At 63.2% G+C, this 25241-nt stretch carries 22 protein-coding genes; 3 read left to right on the top strand and 19 right to left on the bottom strand.

What is annotated here, in order from left to right; translation table 11 throughout:
- Window positions 1-55 precede the first annotated feature (55 nt).
- The 7 genes from B5G43_RS10395 to trxB all read right to left on the bottom strand — a co-directional run bounded on the left by B5G43_RS10395 (window position 56) and on the right by trxB (window position 8105).
- On the bottom strand, window positions 56-1219 hold the full coding sequence (locus tag B5G43_RS10395) for a YibE/F family protein (RefSeq protein WP_087260979.1): 1164 nt from the start codon (window positions 1217-1219) through the stop codon (window positions 56-58).
- Between the two features lie 75 nt (window positions 1220-1294).
- Complete coding sequence (locus B5G43_RS10390) at window positions 1295-3154, bottom strand: metallophosphoesterase family protein (protein ID WP_087260977.1); 1860 nt, start codon at window positions 3152-3154, stop codon at window positions 1295-1297.
- Window positions 3155-3392: 238 nt separating this feature from the next.
- Window positions 3393-4550, bottom strand: a complete 1158-nt coding sequence (gene grdD / locus B5G43_RS10385) for a glycine/sarcosine/betaine reductase complex component C subunit alpha (RefSeq protein ID WP_087260976.1) — start codon at window positions 4548-4550, stop codon at window positions 3393-3395.
- 13 nt (window positions 4551-4563) lie between these two features.
- Window positions 4564-6102, bottom strand: a complete 1539-nt coding sequence (grdC, locus tag B5G43_RS10380; protein WP_087260974.1) for a glycine/sarcosine/betaine reductase complex component C subunit beta — start codon at window positions 6100-6102, stop codon at window positions 4564-4566.
- A gap of 171 nt (window positions 6103-6273) precedes the next feature.
- The gene (grdA, locus tag B5G43_RS10375; protein ID WP_087260972.1) at window positions 6274-6744 is read right to left on the bottom strand and encodes a glycine/sarcosine/betaine reductase complex selenoprotein A; all 471 of its coding nucleotides are present in this window, start codon (window positions 6742-6744) and stop codon (window positions 6274-6276) included.
- A gap of 67 nt (window positions 6745-6811) precedes the next feature.
- On the bottom strand, window positions 6812-7129 hold the full coding sequence (locus B5G43_RS10370; protein WP_087260970.1) for a thioredoxin domain-containing protein: 318 nt from the start codon (window positions 7127-7129) through the stop codon (window positions 6812-6814).
- Window positions 7130-7169: 40 nt separating this feature from the next.
- Complete coding sequence (gene trxB, locus B5G43_RS10365; protein ID WP_087260968.1) at window positions 7170-8105, bottom strand: thioredoxin-disulfide reductase; 936 nt, start codon at window positions 8103-8105, stop codon at window positions 7170-7172.
- Window positions 8106-8539: 434 nt separating this feature from the next.
- On the opposite strand from trxB, the gene B5G43_RS10360 reads away from it, so the two are divergent.
- The gene (locus B5G43_RS10360; RefSeq protein ID WP_087260966.1) at window positions 8540-9193 is read left to right on the top strand and encodes a TetR/AcrR family transcriptional regulator; all 654 of its coding nucleotides are present in this window, start codon (window positions 8540-8542) and stop codon (window positions 9191-9193) included.
- A 186-nt stretch (window positions 9194-9379) separates the two neighbouring features.
- The gene (locus B5G43_RS10355) at window positions 9380-10804 is read left to right on the top strand and encodes a monomeric [FeFe] hydrogenase (protein ID WP_164488738.1); all 1425 of its coding nucleotides are present in this window, start codon (window positions 9380-9382) and stop codon (window positions 10802-10804) included.
- Window positions 10805-10855: 51 nt separating this feature from the next.
- Here B5G43_RS10355 and B5G43_RS10350 read toward each other — a convergent pair whose 3' ends face one another.
- From B5G43_RS10350 to B5G43_RS10320, 7 genes are all read right to left on the bottom strand, one after another.
- Complete coding sequence (locus B5G43_RS10350) at window positions 10856-11686, bottom strand: PRD domain-containing protein (protein WP_087260963.1); 831 nt, start codon at window positions 11684-11686, stop codon at window positions 10856-10858.
- Window positions 11687-11761: 75 nt separating this feature from the next.
- Window positions 11762-13174, bottom strand: coding sequence for a glycoside hydrolase family 1 protein (locus tag B5G43_RS10345; RefSeq protein ID WP_087260962.1), 1413 nt, complete (start codon window positions 13172-13174; stop codon window positions 11762-11764).
- Between the two features lie 16 nt (window positions 13175-13190).
- Entirely contained in the window at window positions 13191-15071 is a 1881-nt protein-coding gene (locus B5G43_RS10340; RefSeq protein WP_087260960.1) for a beta-glucoside-specific PTS transporter subunit IIABC, read from the bottom strand.
- Window positions 15072-15318: 247 nt separating this feature from the next.
- Window positions 15319-17187 (bottom strand): DEAD/DEAH box helicase, encoded by a 1869-nt coding sequence (locus B5G43_RS10335; protein WP_087260958.1) that lies wholly within the window; start codon window positions 17185-17187, stop codon window positions 15319-15321.
- A gap of 175 nt (window positions 17188-17362) precedes the next feature.
- Window positions 17363-17863 (bottom strand): shikimate kinase, encoded by a 501-nt coding sequence (locus B5G43_RS10330; RefSeq protein WP_087260956.1) that lies wholly within the window; start codon window positions 17861-17863, stop codon window positions 17363-17365.
- On the bottom strand, window positions 17860-19257 hold the full coding sequence (locus B5G43_RS10325) for an MATE family efflux transporter (protein ID WP_087260952.1): 1398 nt from the start codon (window positions 19255-19257) through the stop codon (window positions 17860-17862). Before B5G43_RS10325 ends, B5G43_RS10330 begins: the two co-directional genes overlap by 4 nt.
- A 3-nt stretch (window positions 19258-19260) precedes the next feature.
- Window positions 19261-19845 carry a hydrolase gene (locus tag B5G43_RS10320; RefSeq protein WP_087260950.1) on the bottom strand — a complete coding sequence of 195 codons (585 nt, stop codon included), beginning with the start codon at window positions 19843-19845 and terminating at the stop codon, window positions 19261-19263.
- 600 nt (window positions 19846-20445) lie between these two features.
- On the opposite strand from B5G43_RS10320, the gene B5G43_RS10315 reads away from it, so the two are divergent.
- Window positions 20446-20925: a GNAT family N-acetyltransferase gene (locus B5G43_RS10315; protein ID WP_087260948.1), complete on the top strand. Its 480-nt coding sequence runs from the start codon at window positions 20446-20448 to the stop codon at window positions 20923-20925.
- Between the two features lie 57 nt (window positions 20926-20982).
- Here the strand turns inward: B5G43_RS10315 and B5G43_RS10310 are convergent, their stop codons facing one another.
- From B5G43_RS10310 to B5G43_RS10290, 5 genes are all read right to left on the bottom strand, one after another.
- Window positions 20983-22023 carry a DUF4179 domain-containing protein gene (locus B5G43_RS10310; protein WP_087260946.1) on the bottom strand — a complete coding sequence of 347 codons (1041 nt, stop codon included), beginning with the start codon at window positions 22021-22023 and terminating at the stop codon, window positions 20983-20985.
- Window positions 22016-22498, bottom strand: a complete 483-nt coding sequence (locus B5G43_RS10305) for a sigma-70 family RNA polymerase sigma factor (protein ID WP_087260943.1) — start codon at window positions 22496-22498, stop codon at window positions 22016-22018. Before B5G43_RS10305 ends, B5G43_RS10310 begins: the two co-directional genes overlap by 8 nt.
- Window positions 22499-22604: 106 nt before the next feature.
- Window positions 22605-23306 (bottom strand): ABC transporter ATP-binding protein, encoded by a 702-nt coding sequence (locus tag B5G43_RS10300; RefSeq protein ID WP_087260941.1) that lies wholly within the window; start codon window positions 23304-23306, stop codon window positions 22605-22607.
- Between the two features lie 4 nt (window positions 23307-23310).
- On the bottom strand, window positions 23311-24135 hold the full coding sequence (locus B5G43_RS10295) for an ABC transporter ATP-binding protein (RefSeq protein WP_242960535.1): 825 nt from the start codon (window positions 24133-24135) through the stop codon (window positions 23311-23313).
- Between the two features lie 32 nt (window positions 24136-24167).
- Window positions 24168-25238, bottom strand: coding sequence for a branched-chain amino acid ABC transporter permease (locus B5G43_RS10290; RefSeq protein WP_087261002.1), 1071 nt, complete (start codon window positions 25236-25238; stop codon window positions 24168-24170).
- Window positions 25239-25241 lie beyond the last annotated feature (3 nt).

Raw genomic sequence — 25241 nt, 5'->3', positions numbered from 1 at the left:
TTCCCCTGTCAACGCAAAAGAGCGCCCCTTCCCGATGGGAAGGGGCGCTCCGCGTTTACTCCGCCGTTTCCGGCGCTGCGGGCTTTTTGGGGGTCTTCCAGGTGTAGAGGGCCACCGCCAGGAGCACCGTCACCGGCACGCTCAGGACGATGCCAAAGCTCCCCGAGAGGCCCTGCATCACCGCGATGCCGATGTTGTTGGAGTTGATGATCTGCTGATAGGGCAGGTCGTAGGCGTAGTCCAGCACCAGCATGGACACGCTGCCGCCTGCAAAGGCCAGGATGAGGGTATTGGAGTCGGTGCCCATCATATCCCGCCCCACGTGCATCCCCGCCTTGAAGAGCTCCCGGCGGGTGAGGGAGGGGTTCTGCTGATAAATTTCCGCCATGGAGCTGCCGATGGACATGGCCACATCCATCACCGCGCCCAGGCTGGAGATGAGGAGCCCCGAGAACAGGAGACCGCCCACCTGGATGCCGCTGACGTTCCAGAGGGTGAGCAGGCTCTCAATGTCGGACACGTTCCAGCCGCTGATGCCGCTGGCCCAGCTGAAGCAGGTGGCCGCCACTCCCGCGATGACCACTCCGGCCACGGTGCCGCCGGTGGCCACCAGGGTCTTGCGGGTGGGCCCGCCGATGAGGTACATGGTCACCACCGTGGTCACCACACACAGCCCCACCGACACCCAGAAGGGGGAGTAGCCCCGGTACACCAGGGGCAGGTAGAAGAAGAGGATGCACAGGAAGGTGAAGGCCAGACCCAGAGCGCCTTTGAGCCCCTGCTTGCCGCCCACCAGCACCAGCACGGCCAGATAGAGGGCGGCGAAGAGGTAGAGGACCCCCTCCCGGTCCTGGCTGTACACGCTGGTGATGGTGGAGTCCCCCGCCACGCTCTGGAGGACCACCACCTTCATGCCCACAGTGCAGCCCGCGCCGAAGAGGTAGCCGGAGGAACTGGTGGTCTCCAGCTCTTCCCCGGCCCGGACGCCGGTGGTCATGCGCACCAACACTTTCTGCTCGCCCACCCGGCTGCCGTCGGGCATAAGGTTGTCCTGCAGGATCTGGGTGACCACACCCTTCTCAAAGGTCTGGCCCTCCCGGGAGACCAGGGGCGTCTTGTCCACCCGGTTGATGGACACCACAAAGGCCAGAAAGACGGCCAGCAGCACCAGCGGCACTCCCCAGCGGAGGAAGAGGCGGGAAAAGGTTCTCTGTTTCATGGCAAAACTCCGTTCTCACAGCGCAGCGGCCTCCGCGCACTGGGCGCGGAGGCCGCCGACTCAGGTTTGGGAAGCTTACAGGTTCACGCCCAGGGTGGCCAGGAAGGAGGCGGGCACGTAGTAGTTGCCCTCGGCCAGCACGGCGTTGGTGGAGACGGCCTTGCCGTCCACGGTCAGGTTCAGGCTGGCGGCAGCGCCGGCAGCGGGGGTGCCGGTGGGCACGGAGCCGGTGTAGGCCTTGCCGGTGTTGATGACCACGCCGCCGTTCCACTGCACGTCGAACTGGTTCTCGCCGCCGGAGACGGAGGCGGCCACGTCGCGCAGGCGGTAGTAGGTCTGGCCGTCGGCCTGGACGGTGGCGGCGGACACGCCGTCCGCGGTCTTGCGGATGGTGAAGGTCTCGTCGATCTTCTCCGCCTTGCCGTCGTCGGTGATCTGGTAGGTGTCGATGGTGAAGGCATCCTCGCTCAGGGAGATGACGGAGTAGCTGGGCAGCCAGTTCTGGCTGCGCTCGGCCACGTAGTCCTGCTGGGCGGCGATGAGCTCATAGAACTTGGAGCCGGAGGCCGAGTTGGCGGTCATGTAGAGGATGCCCTTGGGGTTGGTGACGGTGTTGCCGCTGGTGCTCTCGATGGTGTAGCAGCCGTTGTCGGCCTGGAAGGCGTCGTGGGCGGCGGTACCGGTGGTGTCGCCCTCCTCGGGGTACAGGGGGATCTTCTCGTCGGTCTGGGTGTTGTAGGCGTTGTCCCAGTCGTAATCGGTGCCCTCGGCGTTCAGGCGGAACTCGTAGGTGCCGTGGGTCTGGCCGTCGCCGTAGAGGAGCTTGGTGCGGCTGTAGGTATGGTCGTGGCCCTGGAGCACCACGTCGATGTCGTACTCATCGAAGATGGGGGTCAGCTGGGTGCGCAGGATCATGCCGTCGGTATCGGAGTGGTCCAGGCCGGAGCCGTAGATGTCCTGGTGGATGGTGACGATGCGCCACTTGGCGTCGGGGTCAGAGGCAATGGCCTCCTGGATGGCCTTCTCGTGCTCGGCCACGTTGTAGTTGTTGGTGTTCAGGACGATGAACAGGCCCGCGCCGTAGGAGTAGTAGTAGTCACCGCCGGCCTCCGTCTCGCCGTAGGCGGTGGCGTTGGGGTTGTTGAAGTGGTACATGTAGTCGGCGTTCAGGGAGTCGTGGTTGCCGATGGTGGTGGCCACGGGCAGACCGGCCAGAGCGCTGGCGCTCAGGTAACCGGCGTACTCCTCCTCCTTGGCCTTACCGGTCTTGTTGACCTGGTCGCCGGCGGAGATGATGAAGTTGAGGTCGGGGTTCTGGGCGGTGGCGATGTCCAGGGTGCGGTCCCAGGCAAAGGCGTCGTTGCGGGCGGCCAGGTTGGCGGCACCGGAGTCAGCGGTCAGGGTCTCGCCGTTCTGGATCTGACCCTTGGAGGCGCCCACCTGGGGATCGCCCACGTAGAGGATCTTCAGGGTGGAGAAGTCCTGGGTCTGGTAGGTGACCACGTCGGACTGGACGCCGTTGCGCTCCACGGTGTAGTAGTAGGTGGTGTTGGCCTGGAGGCCGGTGACGGTGACGTGGTTGTACTGGTAGGCCACGCCGTCGGTGAGGGAAGTGTCCACCGCGTCAGCGGTGCCGGTGAAGGTCTGGAGATTGGCCTTGTCGGTGCCGAAGTGGACCACGGGGGTGGCGGCCTTGCCGTCCTCCACCTTGCTGTACCAGGCGAAATTCAGCTCGGTCTCGTCCGCGCCGGGGGTGAGGGAGACCTTGGTATAATCCGCAGCCACATTCTCCCACTGGGCGACCCAGGCGTTCCAGGCTTCGCTGCCGCCGGTGACGCTGGAGTCGTTGTAGGGGGAGGCCAGCGCCATGGGCGCAGCGCTCAGCAGAAGAGAGCCGGTCAGGACACCGGCCAGGACTTTTTTGCTCACGTTCATGTCCAGATTACTTCCTTCTTTTCTCAGATTCATTGCACATTTCTGCAACTGCACAGCGAGTATAGCACTGGTATTTCCTCACTTCAAGGCAATTTCCTGAATCTTTTCTTAGGTTTTACCTGTTCTTTGCAAAGTAGTTTTTCCGTAAACGGGCGCAAAAAAAGGCGGCCCGCAGGCAAATGCCTGCGGGCCGCGCTGTTGGGTCGGATAGGGGTCGCGGGGGGTCAATATAGTCGCCTTAGGACACGAAGCCGGCGGCCTTCAGGATCTCCAGAGCGCGAGGCTTGTTGGCCTCGGACACCCGGACGATGGGGCCGGTGCAGCCCATGCCGTCCTCGGCGTAGATCTTCTCTTTCCACAGAGCCTTCACGGCGTCCTCCAGGTCCATGACCTCGATGCCGGGGATCTGGGCGGTGACGACCTCGGCGGGAGGAGCCACCACGTCCTCCGCGGGAGCGGCGGACTTGTTGGCAGCGGCCTTGCGGTCGGCCAGGAGCTTGTCCAGACCGGCCTTCTCGGCGGCGGCGAACTCAGCGGCGGCAACCTCAAAGACCTTGCCGCGGACCAGCTGAGCGGCGTAGCTGATGGCGCCGGCGATAACGGGGGCGCCGGAGGCGCGGGAGATAATCATGACCAGACGGTCATAGCCCTTGCCGATGCCGGGGCCGTAGCCGTAGCCCACGGCCTCGTAGCTGCCGCCGGTGCAGGCGGAGGAGAGCATCTTGGACAGGATGTTGCCGGTGAGGGAGTCGGTGACCATCACGTCGGCGGAGCCCATGAGCACGTCGTTGCCGCGCATGACGCAGCCGCCGTCGGCACGGGCGGACTCGGCGAAGGTGATGGGGTAGCCGTTCTCCTTCAGGGTCTTCAGAGCGCCCTCAGCCTGACGGGCGCCGTCCACGTTCAGGATACCCACGGTGGGGTCGGCCACGCCGCAGGCCTTGGCGGCGATGATGCCGTAGATGGCATTCTTGATCATGCCTTCGATCCGGTCGGTGGAGGAGGTGCCGGTGGTGTTGGCGATGAACATCTCATGGCCCTTGCCGGGGGTGACGGAGCGGCCCACGGTGGACACGCCGATGGGGAACGGATAGTGCATGGTCACAGCGCCGTCCACAGCGCCGGTCTCCAGCAGCTCCTCCATCTTCTTGTGGGCCTCGTCCTCGTCGGCCACGGCCACGGTGGTGACCTCGGGGTGGGTGATGGTGCCGATGAAGTACACGTCAGCGCCGGCGCGGGCGGCCTTGACGGCGCCCTCCATCACGGTCTCTTCGCCGTGCTCACTGCCCATGGCGGTGACGGCGATCTTGGGCTTGGCGCCGAAGGTGCCGGTCTCCAGGCCCTCGGCAATGGCCAGGAAGGTATCGGCAATCAGCTTTTTGGTCTTGTCAGCCATGGCGTCTCCCTCCTTACTCCTCGTCCTCAGCCAGAGTGGCCGCGAACTGACGGAAGGACTCGGCGATGAGCTTCTTCACCTTCTCGGTGGAAACGCCGCCCTCGTCCACTTCGCCGCTGTTCTTGCGCATCACGAAGGACACGCCGTCAAAGAGGTTGGTCATACGGCCCAGGAACAGGGAGCCCTTGCCGATGATCATGGCGGTGTTCAGCTCGCCAGCCAGCATCTCGTCGCGGGCGGGGCCGATGAAGGGCACGCCGGAGGGGATGTGGCCCTGGGTGGGAGCCCAGCCGACCAGGCCGTGCTTGGTCAGGAAGGAGGGCATCTCCTTCTTGTCCAGCTCGCCGTTCTTGACGGCCATGGCGGCGATCATCTTGTAGTTGGCCAGAGGCACGTCGCCGGCGCCAGCGGGCTTGGTGATGTCGGGGTTCTGCATCTCGGGGGAGAACTTATCGATGTCGGTGATCTTCAGACCAGCGCGGGCCAGAGGATCAGCGACCAGGGAACCGATAACAGCCTGGGGAGCGGAGCCGGTGCCCACCACGTGGCGGCCCAGGATGGACAGGTCCAGCTCGGGGTTCACGCCGTCGTTCTGGGAGATGACCACGGCGAAGCCGCCCAGCAGGTCCTCCAGGATGGGCAGGTCCTTCTTGACATGGTCCTTACCGTTCATGCCCAGCTTGGCGGTGCAGCCGCCAGCGGTGACCACGACGGTCTTGTAGGTGCCGGCCTTGACCAGGGAGGCAGCCTCCACGATGGCGTGAGCGGGGCCGGCGCAGAAGCCGCGGGTGTCGGAACCGGTGGCGTTGACCAGACCGGCGATCTCAGCAGCAGCCTTGGCGAAGTTGCCGCCGCCGCGCTGGTTCATGTCGCCGCAGGCCTCCTCGCAGCAGTCGATGACGTACTCGACCTCGGACTTGTCGATGCCGGCGTTCTTGACAGCGTGCAGCAGGGCCAGGACGCTGGAGGCCTTGGACACCAGGTTCTCGTGCATGACGTGGGCGGACAGGTTCACGTCGATGTCGTGAGCGCGCTTGACGCAGCCCACCAGCTTGTCGTGATGATACAGGCCCTCGGCGTGCTCCTCGTTGACCAGGTGCTCGATCTCAGCGGCGTCCACGCCGTCGTTCAGGCGGGCGGTCATGGTCTCGTCGAACAGGGGGTGCTCCACGATGGCGGCCTTGTGCTCGGCCACGAAGGAGGACTCCAGCTTCACGACGTCGAAGCAGTCGCAGATCTGCATCAGGAGCAGGAACTCCTCCTGGGGCATGATCTCGCCGTACTTGCCGTGACGGTCGGTGGTGGGGCACTTCAGGTCCACCCAAGTGGAGCCCTGCTCCGCCAGCTGGGCGGGGGTGTAGTTGCCGATGTAGGTCTGGTTGGGCCAGTAAGCCAGCACGTCCTCGTAGCTGCGCAGGTGCTTGGGCAGCTCCTTCAGGTACTCGCTGTCGGGATTGACCACGCGCTCAGTGGTCTGGGTGGTGCCGTTGTGGATGACCATGTCGGGGGTATGAACCAGAATATAGCCGGTTCCCTTGACAACACTGTTCATGTGAATGACCGCCTTTCCATATAACTATATCGTTATGCCACAGTGTGGTACGGTACACGAATCTTAAAGGTGGAAGGAGTGTGTAAACATCAAAAAAACTTGCTTGAATCCACAAAAGTGGTGACAAGAGCGCACCGCGTTCCAGCCACCACTTTTATGTCTCGGTCGCAATTAGTACTTGCAGTACTGATCACGGATAGACTTCATCTCTTCGATGATGCTATCCACGTCCAGGACCATTTCCATCATGCTGACCTGCTCCTCGTACACGGCGGGATCAACTTCGTCCTTGATCTCGGGCTCGCACACGTGATAAACCTTGAGTCCCAACGAGACTCCAGTCAACGGACCGGCGAAAGTGGGGTCGCCTGCGGTGACGGTCTCAGCCGCCAGACCGGAGGCCTCCGCCTCGGAAGCGCCCAGAACAACAACGATGTTCTCGGGGCCGAATTCCTCAGCAAAGTCCTTGACCCGCTTCTGATTCTCCAGATCCATTGCACCAGCGCTGGTTCACACAAAGCACTCAGTGGAGCTGAACACGACATCAGCACCGGCGGTCTTGACGCACTCTTCGATGGCAGGACCGGGGATACCGTCGCGGTCACCAATGATAATAGCCTTCTTGCCTTCCAGCATTCCCATGGTGAATCTCTCCTTCCTTTTAGATTTTTATAGCAGAGCGAAAGCCGCTCGTACTAACAGGGGGAAATTAGATGTTGGCCTCGACCATGGCCTTGACGGCCTCGGGAGTGGCCTCTTCCTTCACGCAGGAAGCGATCTGAGCGCCGTTCTCGTAGATGGCGATGACGGGCAGGCCCAGAACCTTCTGAGCGATGGCCAGGCGGCGGGCCTTGGTGGTGTTCAGGGCGCAGAACTTGATCTTGTCGCCGTACTGATCGGCCAGAGCGTGAACGTGGGGCATCAGAGCCTGGCAGGGCACGCAGCCGTCGCCGTAAAAGTCCACCAGGACCTTGCCCTCAGCCTTCAGAACCTCAGCCTCAAAGGTATCCTTCGTCAGTTCAAGCATGGTAAAATCTCCTTTTCCTATTATGGTCCGCCTGTGCGGATTACTCGTTGATGTACTTCTCAGCCTGCATGGCGGCGATGGCGCCGTCAGCGGCGGCGGTGACGACCTGGCGCAGGCTCTTCACGCGGATGTCGCCGGCAGCGAACACACCGGGGATGTTGGTGTGCATGTTATCGTCGGTCTTGATGTAGCCATGGTCCATATCCAGCATGCCCTCGAACAGCTCGGATCTGGGGTTGTAGCCGATGAAGCCGAACACGCCGAACAGGCCGTCGTCGGGATCGGCCTCGATGGTGGTCAGCTCGCCGGTCTTGACGTTCTTCACCACCATTTTGCTCAGCAGCTCGTCGCCGTCCAGAGACTGCACCACGGAATCCCACATGAAGTGGAGCTTCGGGTTCTTGAAAGCCTTCTCCTGGATGCTCTTGGCGGCGCGCAGCTCGTCGCGGCGATGGATGATGGTAACCTTGCGGGCAAACTTGGTCAGGTACATGGCCTCTTCCACGGCAGAGTCGCCGCCGCCCACCACGAAGACCTCGAAGTCCTCGAAGAAGTTGGCGTCGCAGGTGGCACAGAAGGAGACGCCCTTACCCATGAACTTGGCCTCGTTCTCACAGCCGATGGGCTTGGGGAACGCGCCGGTGGCGATGATAACAGCCTTGGCCTTGTACTCGTTCTTGGCGCTCTTGAGCACCTTTACATCACCCTGCAGCTCCACGCTGATGATGGTGTCGGTGGCGCGCTCAGCGCCGAACTTCTTGGCCTGCTCGGTCATACGGGCGATGAGGGAGGGGCCGCTCTCGCCCTCCACGATCTGGCCGGGGTAGTTCTCGATCTCGTCGGTGATGGCGATCTGGCCGCCGTCCTTGCCCTTCTCGATGATCAGGGTGCTCAGGCAGCTGCGGCCGGCGTACAGACCGGCAGCCAGGCCGGCAGGACCGGCGCCCAGAACGATCACGTCATAAATCTTGTCCATGATACGAATGCCTCCTATTTATGATCTGTGTCAAAACGGATCTCTTGTGGAAGTGGGAGCCCTGGGTTTCCGTATCTGAGAGAAGGACCGCCCGCCAAAAAAGCGTCTGTGGAAATTCTACAAAAATAACGGTGCTTCTCAAAAACGGTTTATCGAAACAATCTATTTCTTTACCGTGATTTTATAATGCTTTCTCCGGAAAGTCAAGTAGAATTTTTGAGCCTGAGCGCTCTCAACCCCCAAGAAATCGCGGTTATTAAAAAATTTAATGAATAATCATCTTGATTATCATTGAATTACCAGTTATAATAGGTGTGAAAATTCGTTCACAGTACTTATATAGACTTTACAGTTTAGTTTTCGTACACTATAATCGGCGTGTTGCCTGTGTAACTCTGTCCGCGAGACACGGATTTTTGAAAGGAGGAACCGGTATGGCCAGACCCCCCTATCGGCCCGAGCAGCGCAATCAGATCCTGGCTTGCTTTATCAATGCAGCCAGTGAAATCATGGAAAGTGAGGGCATGGACGCCCTGACGCTCCGCCGGGTGGCCCAAAAAGCCGGCTACAACAGCGCTACCCTCTACAACTATTTCAAGGACCTGGACCACCTGACGGTGTACGCCTCCATGAAATATTTCGAGGACTACAACCGCAACCTCTCCCGCTACCTCTCCGACGAGCAGGACGACTTCCAGCGCTTCCTTTTTATGTGGCGCTTTTTCTGTGCCTCGGCCTTCCGGCACCCCCACGCCTACTACAACCTCTTTTACGGCAAGTACAGCAGCGAGCTGGGGGACATCATTCTGGATTATTATAAGGTATTCCCCGACGAGCAGGGCGACCTGGACGGGACGGTGCTGGAGATGCTGCTGTGCGGCTCCCTCACCGAGCGCAACTGGAAGATGCTCCGCCCCGTGCTGGAGGGCAGCTCCTTCTCGCCGGAGGAGCAGGAGCGCATCAACGAGATCATCCTCTATTGCTTCAAGGAGCTGCTCACCCAGAAGCTCCAGCCCGGGAACGAGCTGGACAACCAGGTCCTCATCGAGCGGCAGCTGGATTACATCCACGTCCTGCTGCGGAAATAGAAGGTCCGGTTTAAACGCGCGAGTATATTTAGCGCCCGAATTGGGCGTCTTTTCAAAGAAATACGGGAAAATTCGCACAAATCCAGGGAGTAAATGGCACATTGGGCATTGACAGAGAGCGGGGCCGTGAGGTAAAATAGCCCTGTTAAAAAATTAACGATGCTTGGAGAAATGAGGTCGAACTGGATGCGTGTATTTGAGACGAGCGTACAGGAGCTGAAGGACAGCGTCCTGCGCGAAGTGGCCGCCCTTGCATGGGAGGACCGGCTCCAGACCGGTATTCTGGACATTCCCGAAAAGATCATCCCCGGCCCCGAGGCCAAGATGCGCTGCTGCATCTATAAGGAGCGGGCCGTGGTGTCCAGCCGGGTCAAGATGGCCCTGGGCGGCGACCACACCAACCCCGGTCTGGTGGAGGTCATGAACGTGGCCTGCGACGGCTGCCCCGTCACCCAGATGACCGTGGGTCCCGCCTGCCGCGGCTGTATCGCCACCCGCTGCGTCCACAGCTGCCCCAAGGACGCCATTACCATCGTCAACCACAAGGCGGAGATCGACCACTCCAAGTGCATCCTGTGCGGCAAGTGTCTCAACGCCTGCCCCTACGGCGCCATCATCAAGAACCTGCGCCCCTGCGAGCGGGCCTGCAAGGTGGGCGCCATCTCCATGGGCGAGGACCGGAAGGCCCTGGTGGACTATGGCAAGTGCATCTCCTGCGGCGCCTGCGTGTACCAGTGCCCCTTCGGCGCCATCATGGACAAATCCTACATCGTGGACGTGGTGGAGATGCTCCGGGGCTCGGCCAAGTGGGGCTACCGGGTGTACGCCGTCATCGCCCCCTCCATCATGGGCCAGATCGCCCCGGCCACGCTGGGCCAGCTGGTGACCGGCCTGAAGCAGGTGGGCTTCCACGCCGTGCGGGAGGTGGCCCTGGGCGCCGACATGACTGCCGCCCACGAGGCCGAGGAGCTGCTGGAGAAGAAGGTGCTCACCTCCTCCTGCTGCCCCGCCTTTGTGGACTACGTGGAGAAGAACTTCCCCAAGCTGGCCGAGCGGGTGTCCGGCACCCCCTCTCCCATGGTCATGATCGGCAAGCACATCAAGGAGCAGGACCCCAAGGCCAAGGTGGTCTTTATCGGGCCCTGCGTGGCCAAGAAGAAGGAGTTCCAGCTGGGCAAGACCATGGGCGCCATCGACTGCGTGCTCACTTTTGAGGAGATGTTCCCCCTGCTGGAGTCCAAGGGCATCGACATCACCCAGCTGGAGGAGGACACCCTGGACGAGGCCAGCGGCTACGGCCGCGCCTTTGCCGCCAGCGGCGGTGTGGCCGCCGCCGTGGCTGAGGCCCTGAAGGAGAAGGGGGTCACCGCCGAGCAGTTCCAGCTCAACTGCGCCGCCTGCAGCGGCATCGACGCCTGCAAGGCCGCGCTGCTGAAGATGGACCGGGGCATCGGCGACGTGAACTTCATCGAGGGCATGGCCTGCGAGGGCGGCTGTGTCCAGGGCGCGGGCATCGTGGTCCGCAGCCCCAAGAACCAGGCCGAGGTGGGCAAGCACGTCAAGGCCGCCGGCGAGCGCACCATCGGCTCCGCCGTGGAGAGCGCCCAGTAACTTCCTACAAACCAAAACGCCCCGGCGCGGAAAACCGCGCCGGGGCGTTTTTTACCGGCTGATGCGCACGATGTGGATGGTGAGGTACATCAGCTCTTCCCGGGGAATGTCGGTCCCCAGGTTCTTTTTGATATAGTCCTGAATGCGCTGGGCGCAGGTGAGGGCCTCCGGGTGCTGCTGGGCCACCGCCTCGAACACGTCCAAGTCGGTGGTGGCGAGCATCTTGTGGTCCAGCACCCGCTCCAGGAAAAATTGCAGATGGGTAACAAAGCGGGTGTAGTGGATGGAGGTCTCGTCGATCTTCTTGCCCAGGGACATCTGGGTGATGCCGAAGATGTCCTTGAGCATCCGCATCACCGTGGTGGTGCGCGCCAGGTCCGGGCTCTCGGTCTGGGCGTTCACCAGGTGGAAGGCGATGTTGCCCGCCTCCTCCTCGGGGAGCTGCACCGGCAGGGCCTCGTTGAGGGCCCGGGTCATCTGGAGCCCCAGGGCGTACTCCCGTGGATAGAACTGCTTCACTTCCCACAGCAGTCGGTTTTGCAGCACGATGCCCTTCTGGCACCGCTCCAGGGCGTAGACCAGGTGGTCAAAGAGGGTGACGAAGATCTGGTTGCTCAGCTCCTTGGGCAGCTGCTCCTGCACGTCCTGGATGGCCTGCTGGACCGCCTCGGCCCAGGGCGCGGGCACCCGGGAGACCAGCTCCATGTAGTGCTGGGCCGCCCGCCGGTCCCGGAGGACATAGACCTTCTGGACGTTCTCACTGTGCAGCTTTTCCCCCACCTGGTTGAGAAAGCGCAGGCCCCGCCCCATGACGATCTGCTCGCTGCCGTCCGCCCCGGTGGCCAGGATCAGATTGTTGTTGAGTATCTTCCGTACGATCATGCCGCCTCTTCCATCCCTCTGTTCTTCGGCCCGGCCGGGAAACCTCCCCGCCGGGCCGAATTTATTTTCTCTATTTTACAGGTTTTTACCCTGCTGTGCAATGACTTTCTGATACCAGTAGAAGCTGTCTTTCGGGATGCGGCGCAGCTCCTTCAGGTCGAACTCGTCCCGGTCCACGTAGATGAATCCGTAGCGCTTGGCGTAGCCCTGGTGGGTGCTCACCACGTCCAGAGCGGCCCAGGGGCAGTAGCCCAGCATCTCCACGCCGTCGGTGATGGCCAGACGGATCTGCTCCAGGTGGTCCCGCAGGAAGTCGATGCGGTACTGGTCGTGGATGGTGCCGTCGGCCTCCAGGGTGTCGGGGGCGCCGATGCCGTTCTCGGTAATGAGGATGGGCAGGCGGTAGCGCTCATAGGCCCGGCGCAGGGTGGAACGGAAGCCCACCGGGTCCACCACCCAGCCATACTTGGTCTTGCCCACATAGGGGTTTTCGGCGGGGCGGTACACGCCCTGCTCGCCCAGCATGATCTGCTGGTCGCCCGCACGGGGAGCCACGTCGGAGGCGTCGCCCCGGCTGGCGGCGATGGTGGCGGTGGAGTAGTAGTTCATGGCCAGGAAGTCGGGGTTGGCCCCGGCCAGGGTCTCCCGGTCCCCCTCCAGCACCTCGGGGGCGATGCCCCGGTCCTCCAGGTAGCGCCAGCCCAGGGGGTGATACCAGCCGTACACCGGCACGTCGGCGAAGTTCCAGCAGCGCAGCACCTCCCAGTTGTGGGCGGCAATGGAGTCGGCGGGGTCGCAGGTGGCGGGATACATGGCGGTCAGGTTCAGGGCGGGGCCGATCTTGCCCTTGGGGCACATCTGATGGCAGAGCTTCATGGCACGGGCCTGGGCCAGCATCATGTGGTGGTTCTGCTGGTAGAGCTCCTTCCGGCTGGGGAGCTTGCCCCCCTTGGGCAGACCGATGGCGCCGGGGTGGAGGATCATGGTATTCTGCTCGTTGATGGTGAGCCAGTAGGTCACCTCGTCGCCGTACTCCCGGAAGAGGACGGCGCAGTACTCCACGAAGGCGTCGATGGTGGCGCGGTTGTTCCAGCCGCCCTTCTCCTCCAGGCACCAGGGCAGGTCGAAGTGGTACATGGTCACCACCGGCTCGATGCCGTGCTTGCGGCAGGCGCGGATCATGTTCCGGTAGTGCTCCACCCCGGCCTGGTTCACCTCTCCGGTGCCCTGGGGCAGGATGCGGGTCCAGGCAATGGAGAAGCGGTAGGCCTTCAGGCCCATCTGGGCGAAGAGGGCGATGTCCTCCTCATAGCGGTGGTAGTGGTCGCTGGCCACCTTGAAATCGGCGTACTCCTTGGGGTGCTCGTACATGTCGATGATGGACGGGCTCTTGCCGTCCTCATCCCAGGCGCCCTCCACCTGATAGGCGGAGGTGGAGGCGCCCCACAGGAAGTCTTTGGGGAAATCCAGGAGTTTTTCGTAGATCATGGGTATCTCCTTTGCATCAGCGGACGGTGAGGATCACATCGCCGGGCTTCACGTCCCGGCCGGTGACGGCCTCCACAGCGGAGAAGTCGTCGCTGTTGGACACCAGCACGGGGGTGATGGTGTCGTAGCCCTCATTTTTGATGGCCTCCAGGTCGAAGGTGATGAGCACATCGCCCTTCTTCACCCGGTCGCCGGTCTTGGCGTGGGCTTTGAAGTGGCGGCCCTGGAGGTTCACGGTGTCGATGCCCACGTGGATGAGGAGCTCCAGGCCGTCGTCGCTCTCCAGGCCCACGGCGTGGCAGGTGTCAAAGAGGGAGGAGATCACGCCGTCCACCGGGGCGCACACCTTGCCCTCGGTGGGCTGGACGGCCACGCCGTCGCCCAGCACCTTCTGGGAGAACACGGCGTCGTTGACCTCGCTCAGGGGCACGGTCTTGCCCTGGAGGGGGGAGACCACGGTCTTGTCCCCGGCGGTCACAGCCTTGGGGGCCTCTTCCTTGGCCTTGGGGGCGGGAGCGGCGGCAGGGGCGGTCTCCTCAGGCTCCTTGAAGCCCAGGATCAGGGTGGCCACAAAGGCGGCCACGAAGGAGATGACGCAGGTGATGATGGCGTGGACGATGTTCATGGGGTTCTCGCCGATGAAGGCGGGGAGGGCGGCAAGGCCGGGGGAGACGAAGGCGTAGCGCACCAGGCCGGAGAAGCCGGCATACACGCCGCCGATGGCGCCGCCGATCATGGAGGCGATGAAGGGGGTCTTGAGCTTCAGGTTCACGCCGTAGAGGCAGGGCTCGGTGATGCCCATGACGCCGGTGAAGCCGGAGGACAGGGCCAGCTGGCGCAGCTGGGAGTTGCGGGTCTTGAAGGCAACAGCCAGGGTGGCGGCGCCCATGGCGATGTTGGAGGCCAGCATGCCGGGGCCGTTGACCACCTCATAGCCCATAGCGGAGATCTGCACGGTGGCGATGGGGGTCATGGCCCAGGCGGTACCGGTGAGGACCAGGAAGGGCTGGAAGGCGCCCATCAGCATGGGCAGCAGCCAGCTGGCCCGCTCGTAGATCACGTTGGCGCCGGTCTCCACCAGGGTGTTGAGGAAGCTGCCGAAGGGGCCCACCAGGACCAGGGCGATGGGGGTGGAGATGAAGAGGATGATGAGGGGCTTCAGGAAGAACTTGATGAAGGAGGGGGTGTACTTCTCGGCGAACTTCTCCACATAGGACATGATCCAGATGGAGAGGATGATGGGGATGACGGAGTAGGAGTAATCCACCAGGCTCACGGGGATGCCGAAGAAGGTGACCGCCTCACCGGCGCCCACCAGGCCGGACCAGGTGGGGTGGAGGAGGGCACAGGCCATGGTCATGGCCAGCACGGGGTTGCACTCGAACTTGATGGCCGCGCCGTAGGCCAGCAGCACCGGCATGAAGTAGAAGGCGGCGTCCGAGATGAAGTTCAGGATGGTGTAGGTGGAGCTGGAGTCGGACAGGCCGCACAGCACCAGGATGGACAGCACGGCCTTGATCATACCGCCGCCGATGAGGGCGGGGATGACGGGGGTGAAGGTGGTGGAAATGACGCTGATGATGCGGTTGATGATGCCGGGCTTCTTCTCCTCGGCGGCGGGGGCGGACTTGGCGGAGGCCGCGGCGGCGTCGCCGCCCATCTCATTCAGGATGGCCCGGTAGGTAACCGGCACGTCGTTGCCGATGACCACCTGGAACTGGCCGCCCTGCTCCACCACACTGATGACGCCGGGGGTGTTCTGGATGGCGGCGGCGTCCACCTTGTCCCGGTCATGGAACTCCATGCGCAGACGGGTGGCGCAGTGGGTGAGCTTGCTGATGTTTTCCACACCGCCCACCAGGGGGATGAGGTCCATCCCCAACTTCTTGTAATCCATACGCTCTCTCCTCTCAGCCGTGGCCGGGCAACAAAAAAAGACCACCGCAACCAGCGCACCCCCTCTGCGAGCGGGTGCGTCCTGTGCGTGGTCTTGCCTGCATTACCAGTAACAGCCAACAGCTATTTCATTGATGCAATAAGAGTAACAGAGCTTTCTCCTTCTGTCAATGGTCAAACCACATCAAAAGCGAGGCCAAATTTTGTGAACAATGGCCCCGCCGGGGCGTCCGGCGGGGCCATTGGGTTTAATCGTCGTCGCTGAGGTAGTAGGGCTTCATGAGGCTGGTGGACAGCTCGGTGGAGTCCTTCACGCCGTCGGTGCGCAGCTCCACTTCCCGGGGACCGCCTCCGCCGGAGCGGCGCTTGCGCTTCTTATTGCCGCCCAGCACCTCCAGGGGAGAGGGGACGTGCTTCTTGCTCTTGTGGGAGGAAGTTCCGCTCTTGGCCGGGGCCTCCTGGGCCTTGGTCTCCTTGGGGGCCTTGGCCGCTTTGGGCGCCTTGGAGGCTTTGGCGGCGGGCTTGTTCCGCTCGCTCCGCTCCTCCTTGCCGCCGCGGCGGCGGGGCTTGGCGTCGTCCTGGAACATCCGGGGCCGGGGGGCCAGCAGACGGGCGGTGGCATCCATGATGGTGTCGCCGGACAGGGGATCGGGGTGGCGGAAGTCCTCCTCACCGCCCTTGCGCTTGGCGCTCTTGGGGGCGGACTTGGGGGCGGTGGCCACCAGGGCCTCCTCCAGGGTGGCGCTGGCCCGGTAACCCCGGGCGCGCTTTTTCTGGGCGGGAGTGGGAGCGGCGGGAGCCTCCTCCACCACGGGGGCGGGCTTGGGCTCCTTGGGGGCCTTCTGGGGCTTGGCCGCCTTGGGCTCCTTCGGCTCCTTGGTCTCTTTCGCCTTCCGGGCGGCCTTGCGCTCCCGGGCGGCGGCCCGGGCCTCGGCGTCCTCCGGGTTGATGACCCGGCCCTTCTTGTCCTTGGGCAGGGGCTCGAAGATCTCCATGGGCCACAGGTGGTCCTCCACCACCGGGATGGCGCGGCCCAGCAGCTTTTCGATGGACTTGAGCTCGTCCTTCTCGTTCACATCGCAGAAGGAGATGGCGGTGCCGCCGTGACCCGCCCGGCCGGTGCGGCCGATGCGGTGGACGTAGGTCTCGGGCACGTCGGGGAGGTTGTAGTTAAAGACGTGGCTCAGCTCCTCGATGTCCAGACCCCGGGCGGCGATGTCGGTGGCCACCAGCACCCGGATGGCCCCGCTCTTGAAGTCGGCCAGGGCCTGCTGACGGGCGGTCTGGCTCTTGTTGCCATGGATGGCGGCGGCGGGGATGCCCGCCTTGATGAGGTCGCCGGCCACCTTGTTGGCGCCGTGCTTGGTACGGGTGAACACCAGGGCGCTGGGGGCCTGCTCGGCGTCGATGAGATAGGCCAGGAGCTTGGTCTTGTTGCCCCGGTCCACGTAGTAGAGCTGCTGCCGGATGACCTTCACTGGGGAGGACACCGGGTCCACTGCCACTTTCACCGGGTCACGGAGGAGAGAGTTCACCAGATCGGTGATCTCGGGGGGCATGGTGGCGGAGAAGAAGAGGGTCTGCTTCTCTTTGGGCAGCCACTGGAGGATCTTCTTCACGTCGTGGATGAAGCCCATGTCCAGCATCCGGTCGGCCTCGTCCAGCACCAGGATCTCCAGACCGCCGAAGTCCAGGAGCTTTTGCTGATAGAGGTCGATGAGCCGCCCGGGGGTGGCCACCAGGATGTCCACACCCTTCTTGAGGCGCTCCACCTGGGGGGCCTGGCCCACGCCGCCGAAGATGACGGCGGAGCGGAGTTTTAAGTTCTTGCCATAGGCCTCAAAGCTCTCCTGGATCTGGAGCGCCAGCTCCCGGGTGGGGGTGAGGATGAGGGCGCGGATGGGGCGGCCCTTGACGCTCGCGCCCTGGAGGCGCTGGAGGATGGGGGTGGCAAAGGCGCAGGTCTTGCCGGTACCGGTCTGGGCGCAGCCCAGCACGTCCCGCCCGGCCAGCGCGGGAGGGATGGCCTTCTCCTGGATGGGGGAGGGGCGCTCATAGCCCAGATCGGCCACAGCGCGCAGGATGGGCTCGATGAGGCCCAGGTCTTGGAAAGTCATGTATCTCGAATCCTTTGCTTCAAAAATGGGGGCAAAGCCCGCAGGACGCACCATACGCCCACAGGCAGGCCTGCGGGCGTATGGTGGTGACAACTTCTATCTAGTATAACACAATTTCTTAAAAATACAAGTACAACCGGGCGAACGGCGCGGCTGGGGAACCTTTTCCCCGTCCTCACATGCCGATAAGGGCCTGGAGCACGGCGGCCAGGGTCTCCTCCAGAGAGCCCTTGTCCCCGTCCACCACGATGTCGGCGTACTTCTCATAGAGGGGGGTACGGTAGTCGTAGATGTCCTTTAAAGTCTCGCCGGGGCGGAAGGCGATGCCCCGGGAGCCCATGTTGTGAATGCGCCGCTCCAGCACGTCGCAGGGGATGCGCAGGTAGACTACCGGGCCCAGCGCCCGCAGATGCTCGATGCCCCGCTCCCGGCAGATGACGCTGCCGCCGGGGGCGATGACGGTCTTGTCGCAGTCCACCGAGCAGATGGCGTCGGCCTCCAAGTCCAGGAAGGCCTCGGTGCCCACCTTGTCCAGGATGTTCTGCAGGAGGTCGCCCTCCCGCTGTTGGATCACCAGGTCGGTGTCCACAAAGCCGAAGCCCAGGGTCTTGGCCAGCAGGACGCCCAGGGTGCTCTTGCCCGAGCCGGGCATACCGATAAGGGTAATGTTTTTCATGTGGTAGCTCCTTTCTCACGCAGATGCTCCAGCTCCTCGCCCCGGCGGCGGAGAATGCGGGGGAATTGCCAGAGGAACATCAATCCGGTGGTGGTGGCCGCCAGGATATCGGCCGCGGGCTCGGCCAGGAACACGGCCAGCACTTTGTTGCTGAAGAAGGGGGGCAGGATGTAGATGAGGGGGATGAGCAGGATGATCTTCCGCAGCAGGGCCAGGAAAAGGGAGATCTTGGCCTGACCCAGGGCCACGAAGGTCTGCTGACAGGCAGTCTGGATGCCCAGGATGAACATGCCGCCGGCATACACCCGCAGAGTCCACACCGCCAGATCCACCAGCGCGGGCTTATCATTGAAGAGGGCCACAAAAGCGCCGGGGAAGAGCTCCAGCGCCGCCCACACGGTACAGCTGAACGACAGCGCGCTGATGAGCAGCAGCCGGTAGGTCTTTTTCACCCGGTCCAGATTGCCCGCGCCGTAGTTGAAGCCGATGATGGGCTGGGCGCCCTGGGCGATACCCTGGAGGAGGAGGAAAAAGACCTGCATCACCGAGGAGCAGATGGTCATGGCGCCCACGGCGGCGTCTCCGCCATAGGCCTTCAGGGAGGAGTTGAAGGCGATGTTCACCAGGCTCTCGGTGGCGTTCATGATGAAGGGGGACACGCCCAGGGCCAGCACCGGAGCCAGCACCCGGGGCTTGATGCGGAAATACCGCCGCTGGAGGCGCAGCTTGGTGCGCTTTCCGGTGAGGAAACGCAGCACCCACACCGCCGACACCGCCTGCGCGGTGATGGTGGCCAGAGCCGCGCCCTTGACCCCCATATGGAAGCCGAAGATAAAGATGGGGTCCAGCACGATGTTGATGATGGCGCCGATGAGCACCGTGGCCATCGAGATGGTGGAAAAGCCCTGGGAGGTGATAAAGAAGTTGAGGCCCAGAGAGATCTCCACAAAGATGGTGCCCCACAGGTAGATGGTCAGGTAGTCCACGGCGTAGGTGATGGTGTTCTCGGTGGCGCCGAAGAGAAGGAGCATGGGCTCCTTCACCAGCTGGAAGCCCACTGTCACCAGCACGGACAGGAGGATCAGCAGTGCCGAGCAGCTGCCCAGGATGGCGTTTGCCTCCTCGGTGCGGCCCTCGCCCATGCGCACCACCGCCCGGGAACCGCCGCCCATGCCCACCAGGGCCGAGATGGCCGAGACGAACATGATGACCGGGAAGCACACACCCAGGCCGGTGAGGGCCAGGTCGCCCACGCCGGCGATATGGCCGATATACATGCGGTCCACGATGTTATAGAGGGCGTTGACCAGCTGAGCGGTCACTGTGGGCACTGCCAGACGCAGGAGCAGCGGCCCAATCGGGTCCCGCCCCAGATCATTTTCTCGCTTCGCCATGTCTTAGCCCTCCTCCCCTTCCAGGAAGTAAGTGGCCTCCATGTCCGCCACGCTCAGGGCAAAGGCCAGGGGGTACTGCTGCAAGGCCTGGCCCACCAGGCGCTTGTCCTCGTCGCCGGAGAAGCCCATGTGCCAGCGGATGGCCATGGCCTCCTCCCGGGTGAGGCGCAGGAAGCCGGAGAGGATGTATACGCTCTTCTCTCCGTGGCCGTAGGGGAGATTGTCCTCGTAGAAGAAGGTGGGCACGCTCTGCCACTTGCCGTCGGGCCCCTTCACATTGCGGGTACTCTGCTTATAGCAGCCGATCTTGCACACGTCGTGGAGCAGGGACACCAAGGCAATGGACTCCTCGCTGTACTCCAGGCCGTAGAGCTCCTGTACCCGCTCCCGCTCCAAGTAGTCCTTCAGACAGTGATAGACGTTGACGCTGTGGTCGCACAGGCCCCCGGCATAGGAGCCGTGGAAGCGGGCCGAGGCCGGTGCGGTAAAGAAATCGCTCTTGTTTTTCAGATAATCCAGCAGGGCATCGGCCCCCTCCCGGTGGATGTGAGCCTGATAGAGCTCGATGAATTCCCCTTGGGCGCTCATGGGATAGTTCCTCCTTTGGGTGGTGGTTCAACTATTTCGTGTACGATAGTATTAGAGTATTATACCACATTTGTGGAGAAATTGCCACCCTGGGCGGTGGGGGACTGCGCTGGCCGCGCGGGGGACGCGCCTACTCGGCGGGAGCACCGCTTTCTTTGCAAAGAAAGCGGCGGGAAAGAAAGCCCAGAGGGGGGATACCCCCCTCTGGACTCCCCCAAAGCGCTCCCCGGTCTCCATCTGGCTGCGGAGGGATTTCCTTACCCTGGCGTGGCCAATTCCGGGCCTTCCGCCTATCCGGAAAGCGTTGTACCCTGCTGCTCGGGGCGGCCCCCAAAAAGGCCGCCCTTTTGGAGGGGAGTGGAGAGGGGAACGAGAAGTTCCCCTCTCCGCCTTTTCTTTCCCCGGTTTCTTTTCCGCGAAAAGAAATCGGGCGCTGTCCGCGCAGGACGCCCGTCCGGCGAGGACACCCCCGGCGGTACTTCCGCCGAGTAGACACGCTCTATGGAGGAATCCCCCGATCTCTATCGCCAAATGGTTGCCTGCCCGGCGGCGCAATGGTATGATGGAACCACATAATACTATGAGAGGAGCGAATAGACGATGTGCCCTGATGTGACGTTTCGCTTTGCCCGGCGGGAGGATGTGCCCCTGATCCTCCGCTTTATCCGGGATCTGGCCGACTACGAGGGGATGCTGGACAAGGTGGTGGCCGATGAGGCCACCCTGGAGGAGTGGATCTTTGACCGGAAAAAGGCCGAGGTGCTCTTTGCCCTGGTCGAGGGGCAGGAGGTGGGCTTCGCCCTCTTTTTCCACAATTTCTCCACCTTCCTGGGCCGGGCCGGGCTCTACCTGGAGGACCTGTTTGTCCTCCCTGCCTACCGGGGCAAGGGCTACGGCAAGGCCCTGCTGAAGCGGCTGGCCGCCATTGCTGTGGAGCGGGGCTGCGGGCGGATGGAGTGGTGGTGCCTGGACTGGAACCAGAGCAGCATCGACTTCTACCGCGCCATGGGTGCCGAGCCCATGAGCGACTGGACGGTGTACCGCTTGGCCGGGGACACCCTGCGGAATCTGGCAGAATAAGGCCAGCGGCGTCTGCCCTCCTTTCGGAGGGCGGACGCCGCTTTTGGTTTTTGAAATTCAGCGCAGGGGGATCTCCACACCGCAGACGGTCAGATGATCCAAGCTGTCCACATCCATGATCTCCGCCTCCGGGCGGCGGACCAACCGCAGATAGCCGTCCTCCGTCTCCGGATGCTCACCGCCGCTGCAAGCGCTGCCCGCGATCTCGTCGCTCATGGGAATCACAGAGCCGTCGGTGGTGTAGAGTGTGATCTCCTGATACTCCACACAACCATAGTACCCGTCAGGGGCGTTCTTGGGGACCCAATCGTGGTGGCCCTTCAGGCTGTCCCCCTCGATGCGCACATAGACGCTGAGCGGGGAGACCATGACCTCGGTAATCGTGGCATCCACATCCAGGGTGTGGACCGGCAGGTTGGGATACAGGCGGATGGCGTTGTCCGGATAGGGGACCTCCACGGTAAAGTCCCAGGTCTCTTCACAGTCATAGGCCCAGAGCAGCCCCGTCTCCTCCGCGTTCTGGTCCACCCGGTGGCACAGGCGGCTCAGGCTGATCCGCAGCTCCCGCTCCTCCGGCTCCCCGTCCGGAATCAGATAGGAGCGTGCCACAAAGTGGAGCTTGTTGTCCTCTGGGTCCTCGTCCTCCACCTGGCGGAAGATACCGCCGGTCTGAAGGTCCCAGGCCCACATCTCGTTCTGCTCCAAAAAGGTGTAGTCCGTCTCCGGGTCAAACCGGGTCCCCTCGGGGGCGGTCATCTCCAGGCCCACCCAGAGGTTGTAGTCATCGGCCACACAGTCGGTAACAGTCACTGTCCAACCATTTTGCGTGATGCCCTCGGAGACCTGGACCGCGCTCTGGGTATAGCCGTTGCCGCCGCCCAGGTAGGCCCACAGCACCGGGCTGGACAGCACCGCCGCGCCGGCGTAGAGGGCCAGGACGCCCATCACCGCCGCCAGCACCAGGGCGGTGCGCTTCCAGGGGCGTCTCGTCCGCCCGGGCGCCGCCTCCTGCCGCCGGGCCAGCACCCGGGCCAGCTCCGCCTTGCTCTCCTCCGTCAGCCGGATCTGATCCAGCTCCGCTCGATACCGCTCATCCATAGCACGTTCCCTCCAATCGTTTCCGCAGTTTGGCCTTGGCCCGGGCCAGATGGGTGCTCACCAGGGCGGGGGACTGGCCCAGGATTTCGGCGATCTCCCCCACCTGGTACTCCTCATAGTAGCGCAGGTAGAGTACCTCCCGGTACTTGCCGGGCAGGCGGTTGACCTCCGCCAGGAGGGAACCGTCCTCCGGCTCGGGGTTCTCCACACTCAGGTGCAGCCCCTCCTCCAGCGGCGCCCGGCGGCGGAACCAGGCACTCTTCTTCCAGTTTTTGCAGGCGTTGATGGTGACGCGCACCACCCAGGCCCGCTCCTGGCCGGGGTCGGGGAAGGTCCGCCCGTCCTCCAGCAGCCGGATGAGCACCTCCTGGCACACATCCTTGGCGTCGTCCAGGTCCCCCAGCCAGGTGTAGCCGATGCGGAGAATGGTGTCGGCGTGGCGCTTCACCAGATCCTCCGCTCGTTTCTCGTCCATAGGCTCACCTCCCTTTCACCCTGATAACAACGCAGAGAGGCCGAATCTGTCACGATTAGCAAAAAAACAGACCTCCCACTCGGGGAGGTCTGTTTTTATATTTGGGTTAGCCGCCCAGGTAGGCCTTCTTGACGGCCTCGTCCTCCAGCAGCTGCTCGCCGGTGCCGGTGGCCACGATCTTGCCGGTCTCCAGCACGTAGCCACGGTGGGCGATGGACAGCGCCATGCGGGCGTTCTGCTCCACCAGCAGGATGGTGACGCCGGCGTGGTTGAGCTCCCGGATGATGTCGAAGATCTGCTCCACCAGGATGGGGGCCAGGCCCATGGAGGGCTCGTCCAGCATGAGGAGCTTGGGCTTGGACATGAGCGCGCGGCCCATAGCCAGCATCTGCTGCTCGCCGCCGGACAGGGTGCCCGCGATCTGCTTGCGCCGCTCCTTCAGACGGGGGAAGCGCTCGTAGACGTCGGCAATGCCCGGGTCGATCTCGCTGTTAGGGCGGGTAAAGGCGCCCATCTGCAGGTTCTCCTCCACGGTCATCTGGAGGAACACCCGGCGTCCCTCGGGGACCTGGGCCAGGCCGTGGGCCACCACCTTGTGGGGAGGCACGCCCACGATGTTCTTGCCCATAAACTCGATGGAGCCGGTGCGGGTGTGCAGCAGGCCGGAGATGGTCTGCAGCGTGGTGGTCTTGCCCGCGCCGTTGGCGCCGATGAGGGTGACGATCTCGCCGTCGTTGACCTCAAAGGAGATGTTCTTGATGGCGTGGATGGCGCCGTAATACACATTGATGTCGTTGACCTTCAGCATGGCGTCATCCCTCCTTCTTCTGACTGCCCAGATAGGCCTCGATGACCTTGGGGTTGGCCTGGATCTCGGCCGGGGTGCCCTTGGCGATGACCTGGCCGAAGTTGAGCACGCAGATGCCCTCGCAGATGCCCATGACCAGGCTCATGTCGTGCTCGATGAGCATGATGGCGATCTGGAAGGTATCGCGGATCTTCAGGATGTTCTCCATGAGGTCGGCGGTCTCGGAGGGGTTCATGCCGGCGGCCGGCTCGTCCAGCAGCAGCAGGGACGGGTTGGTGGCCAGGGCGCGGACGATCTCCAGGCGGCGCTGGGCGCCGTAGGGCAGGGAGCCGGCCTGATGGTTGGCCAGGTCCTCCATGTCGAAGATGTGGAGGAGCTCCATGGCGCTCTCATGGGCCAGCTTCTCCTTCTTCCAGTAGCTGGGCAGACGGAGCACACCGCTCCACATGGGGTAGCGGATCTGGTTGTGGAGGCCGATCTTCACGTTATCCTCCACGGTGAGCTTGTCGAAGAGGCGGATGTTCTGGAAGGTACGGGCGATACCGGCCCGGTTGACCTGCACGGTGTTCATGCCGTGGGTGTCCTTGCCGTCCAGAAGGATGGTACCGCGGGTGGGCTGGTACACCTTGGTCAGCAGGTTAAAGACGGTGGTCTTGCCCGCGCCGTTGGGGCCGATGAGGCCCGCGATCTCGGTGCGGCCCACGGTGAGGTTGAAGTCGTTGACGGCGGTCAGGCCGCCGAAGTCGATGCCCAGGTGCTGGCACTCCAGAATGGGGGCCTTGTCGATGTCGCGCTCGGGGATGATGGAATGGCTGGGAACGGGCACCATCTTGGTGGGCTGCTTATTCTTCACTCGGCTGCTCATTCCTGTGCGCCTCCTTTCCGGCTGCCACGGCCCAGACGGGCGAAGAGGCCGCCGAAGAACTGCTTGAAGGTGGGATTATTGGTGGCCAGCATCACCAGAATGAGGACGATGGCGTAGATCAGCATGCGGAAATCGTAGAAGTCGCGGAGCAGCTCGGGCAGGACGTACAGGAGGGCGGCGGCGATGATGGAGCCGCGGATGTTGCCCAGGCCGCCCAGCACCACGAACACCAGGATCAGGATAGAGGCGTTGAAGTCGAACTGCTTGGCCGCCACGGAGGAGTAGTTCATGGCGTACAGTGCGCCGGCCGCACCGGCCAGCACCGCAGAGGTAACGAAGGCAATGAGCTTATACTTGGTGGCACCGATGCCCACGCTCTCGGCGGCGATGCGGTTGTCCCGCAGGGCCATGACCGCCCGTCCGGTGCGGCTGTTGACCAGGTTGAGCACCACGGTGATGGCCACCAGCACCAGAATAAATCCGGCGGTGAAGGTGGAGAGCTTCACATTGGTGGTCACGCCCAGCGGCCCTTTCAGGATGGCCTTGCCGCCCTCCGCCAGGCCCAGGGCCGCCTCGTTCTGGGTAGAGAAGTGGAGGCCGTTTTCATCCACACCGATGTAGAGGATGTTGATGATGTTCTTGATGATCTCGCCGAAGGCCAGGGTGACGATGGCCAGGTAGTCGCCCCGCAGGCGGAGCACCGGCACACCCACGATGACGCCGGCGATGCCGGCGAACACCGCGCCCACCAGCATGGCGCACAGCAGGCGCAGGGGGGCGACGGGGATGGCGCTCTGCATGGCGATGTTAAAGACCATACCGGAGAAGGCGCCCACGCTCATAAAGCCGGCGTGGCCCAGGCTCAGCTCGCCGGAGATGCCCACCACCAGGTTCAGGGCGATGGCCATGGTGACATAGGCACAGATGGGCACCAGCAGGCCCTGGAGGGAAGAGGAGAGCATGCCGCCGGCCTTCATGATCTGGATAATCACGAAGGCAGCGATGACCATGCCGTAGGTGATGGAGTTGTTGATCAGCCGTTTGCGGCTGGGAGTGAGTTTTTTCATGTC

Origin of the sequence: Flavonifractor sp. An92 (assembly GCF_002159175.1) — a bacterium.
Taxonomy (GTDB): domain Bacteria; phylum Bacillota; class Clostridia; order Oscillospirales; family Oscillospiraceae; genus Pseudoflavonifractor_A.
The sequence above is the reverse complement of the archived record's forward strand: the minus strand, read 5'-3'. Positions and strand labels throughout refer to the sequence as shown.

Coding starts and splice junctions, on each gene's coding strand:
- B5G43_RS10350 (WP_087260963.1), bottom strand. CDS start 11,686: ATGATCGTACGGAAGATACTCAACAACAATCTGATCCTGGCCACCGGG.
- grdD (WP_087260976.1), bottom strand. CDS start 4,550: ATGGCTGACAAGACCAAAAAGCTGATTGCCGATACCTTCCTGGCCATT.
- B5G43_RS10310 (WP_087260946.1), bottom strand. CDS start 22,023: ATGGATGAGCGGTATCGAGCGGAGCTGGATCAGATCCGGCTGACGGAG.
- B5G43_RS10335 (WP_087260958.1), bottom strand. CDS start 17,187: ATGACTTTCCAAGACCTGGGCCTCATCGAGCCCATCCTGCGCGCTGTG.
- B5G43_RS10345 (WP_087260962.1), bottom strand. CDS start 13,174: ATGATCTACGAAAAACTCCTGGATTTCCCCAAAGACTTCCTGTGGGGC.
- trxB (WP_087260968.1), bottom strand. CDS start 8,105: ATGGACAAGATTTATGACGTGATCGTTCTGGGCGCCGGTCCTGCCGGC.
- B5G43_RS10370 (WP_087260970.1), bottom strand. CDS start 7,129: ATGCTTGAACTGACGAAGGATACCTTTGAGGCTGAGGTTCTGAAGGCT.
- B5G43_RS10360 (WP_087260966.1), top strand. CDS start 8,540: ATGGCCAGACCCCCCTATCGGCCCGAGCAGCGCAATCAGATCCTGGCT.
- B5G43_RS10390 (WP_087260977.1), bottom strand. CDS start 3,154: ATGAACGTGAGCAAAAAAGTCCTGGCCGGTGTCCTGACCGGCTCTCTT.
- B5G43_RS10320 (WP_087260950.1), bottom strand. CDS start 19,845: ATGAGCGCCCAAGGGGAATTCATCGAGCTCTATCAGGCTCACATCCAC.
- B5G43_RS10295 (WP_242960535.1), bottom strand. CDS start 24,135: ATGGTGCCCGTTCCCAGCCATTCCATCATCCCCGAGCGCGACATCGAC.
- B5G43_RS10325 (WP_087260952.1), bottom strand. CDS start 19,257: ATGGCGAAGCGAGAAAATGATCTGGGGCGGGACCCGATTGGGCCGCTG.
- B5G43_RS10290 (WP_087261002.1), bottom strand. CDS start 25,238: ATGAAAAAACTCACTCCCAGCCGCAAACGGCTGATCAACAACTCCATC.
- B5G43_RS10395 (WP_087260979.1), bottom strand. CDS start 1,219: ATGAAACAGAGAACCTTTTCCCGCCTCTTCCTCCGCTGGGGAGTGCCG.
- grdC (WP_087260974.1), bottom strand. CDS start 6,102: ATGAACAGTGTTGTCAAGGGAACCGGCTATATTCTGGTTCATACCCCC.
- B5G43_RS10330 (WP_087260956.1), bottom strand. CDS start 17,863: ATGAAAAACATTACCCTTATCGGTATGCCCGGCTCGGGCAAGAGCACC.
- B5G43_RS10355 (WP_164488738.1), top strand. CDS start 9,380: ATGCGTGTATTTGAGACGAGCGTACAGGAGCTGAAGGACAGCGTCCTG.
- B5G43_RS10315 (WP_087260948.1), top strand. CDS start 20,446: ATGTGCCCTGATGTGACGTTTCGCTTTGCCCGGCGGGAGGATGTGCCC.
- B5G43_RS10340 (WP_087260960.1), bottom strand. CDS start 15,071: ATGGATTACAAGAAGTTGGGGATGGACCTCATCCCCCTGGTGGGCGGT.
- B5G43_RS10300 (WP_087260941.1), bottom strand. CDS start 23,306: ATGCTGAAGGTCAACGACATCAATGTGTATTACGGCGCCATCCACGCC.
- B5G43_RS10305 (WP_087260943.1), bottom strand. CDS start 22,498: ATGGACGAGAAACGAGCGGAGGATCTGGTGAAGCGCCACGCCGACACC.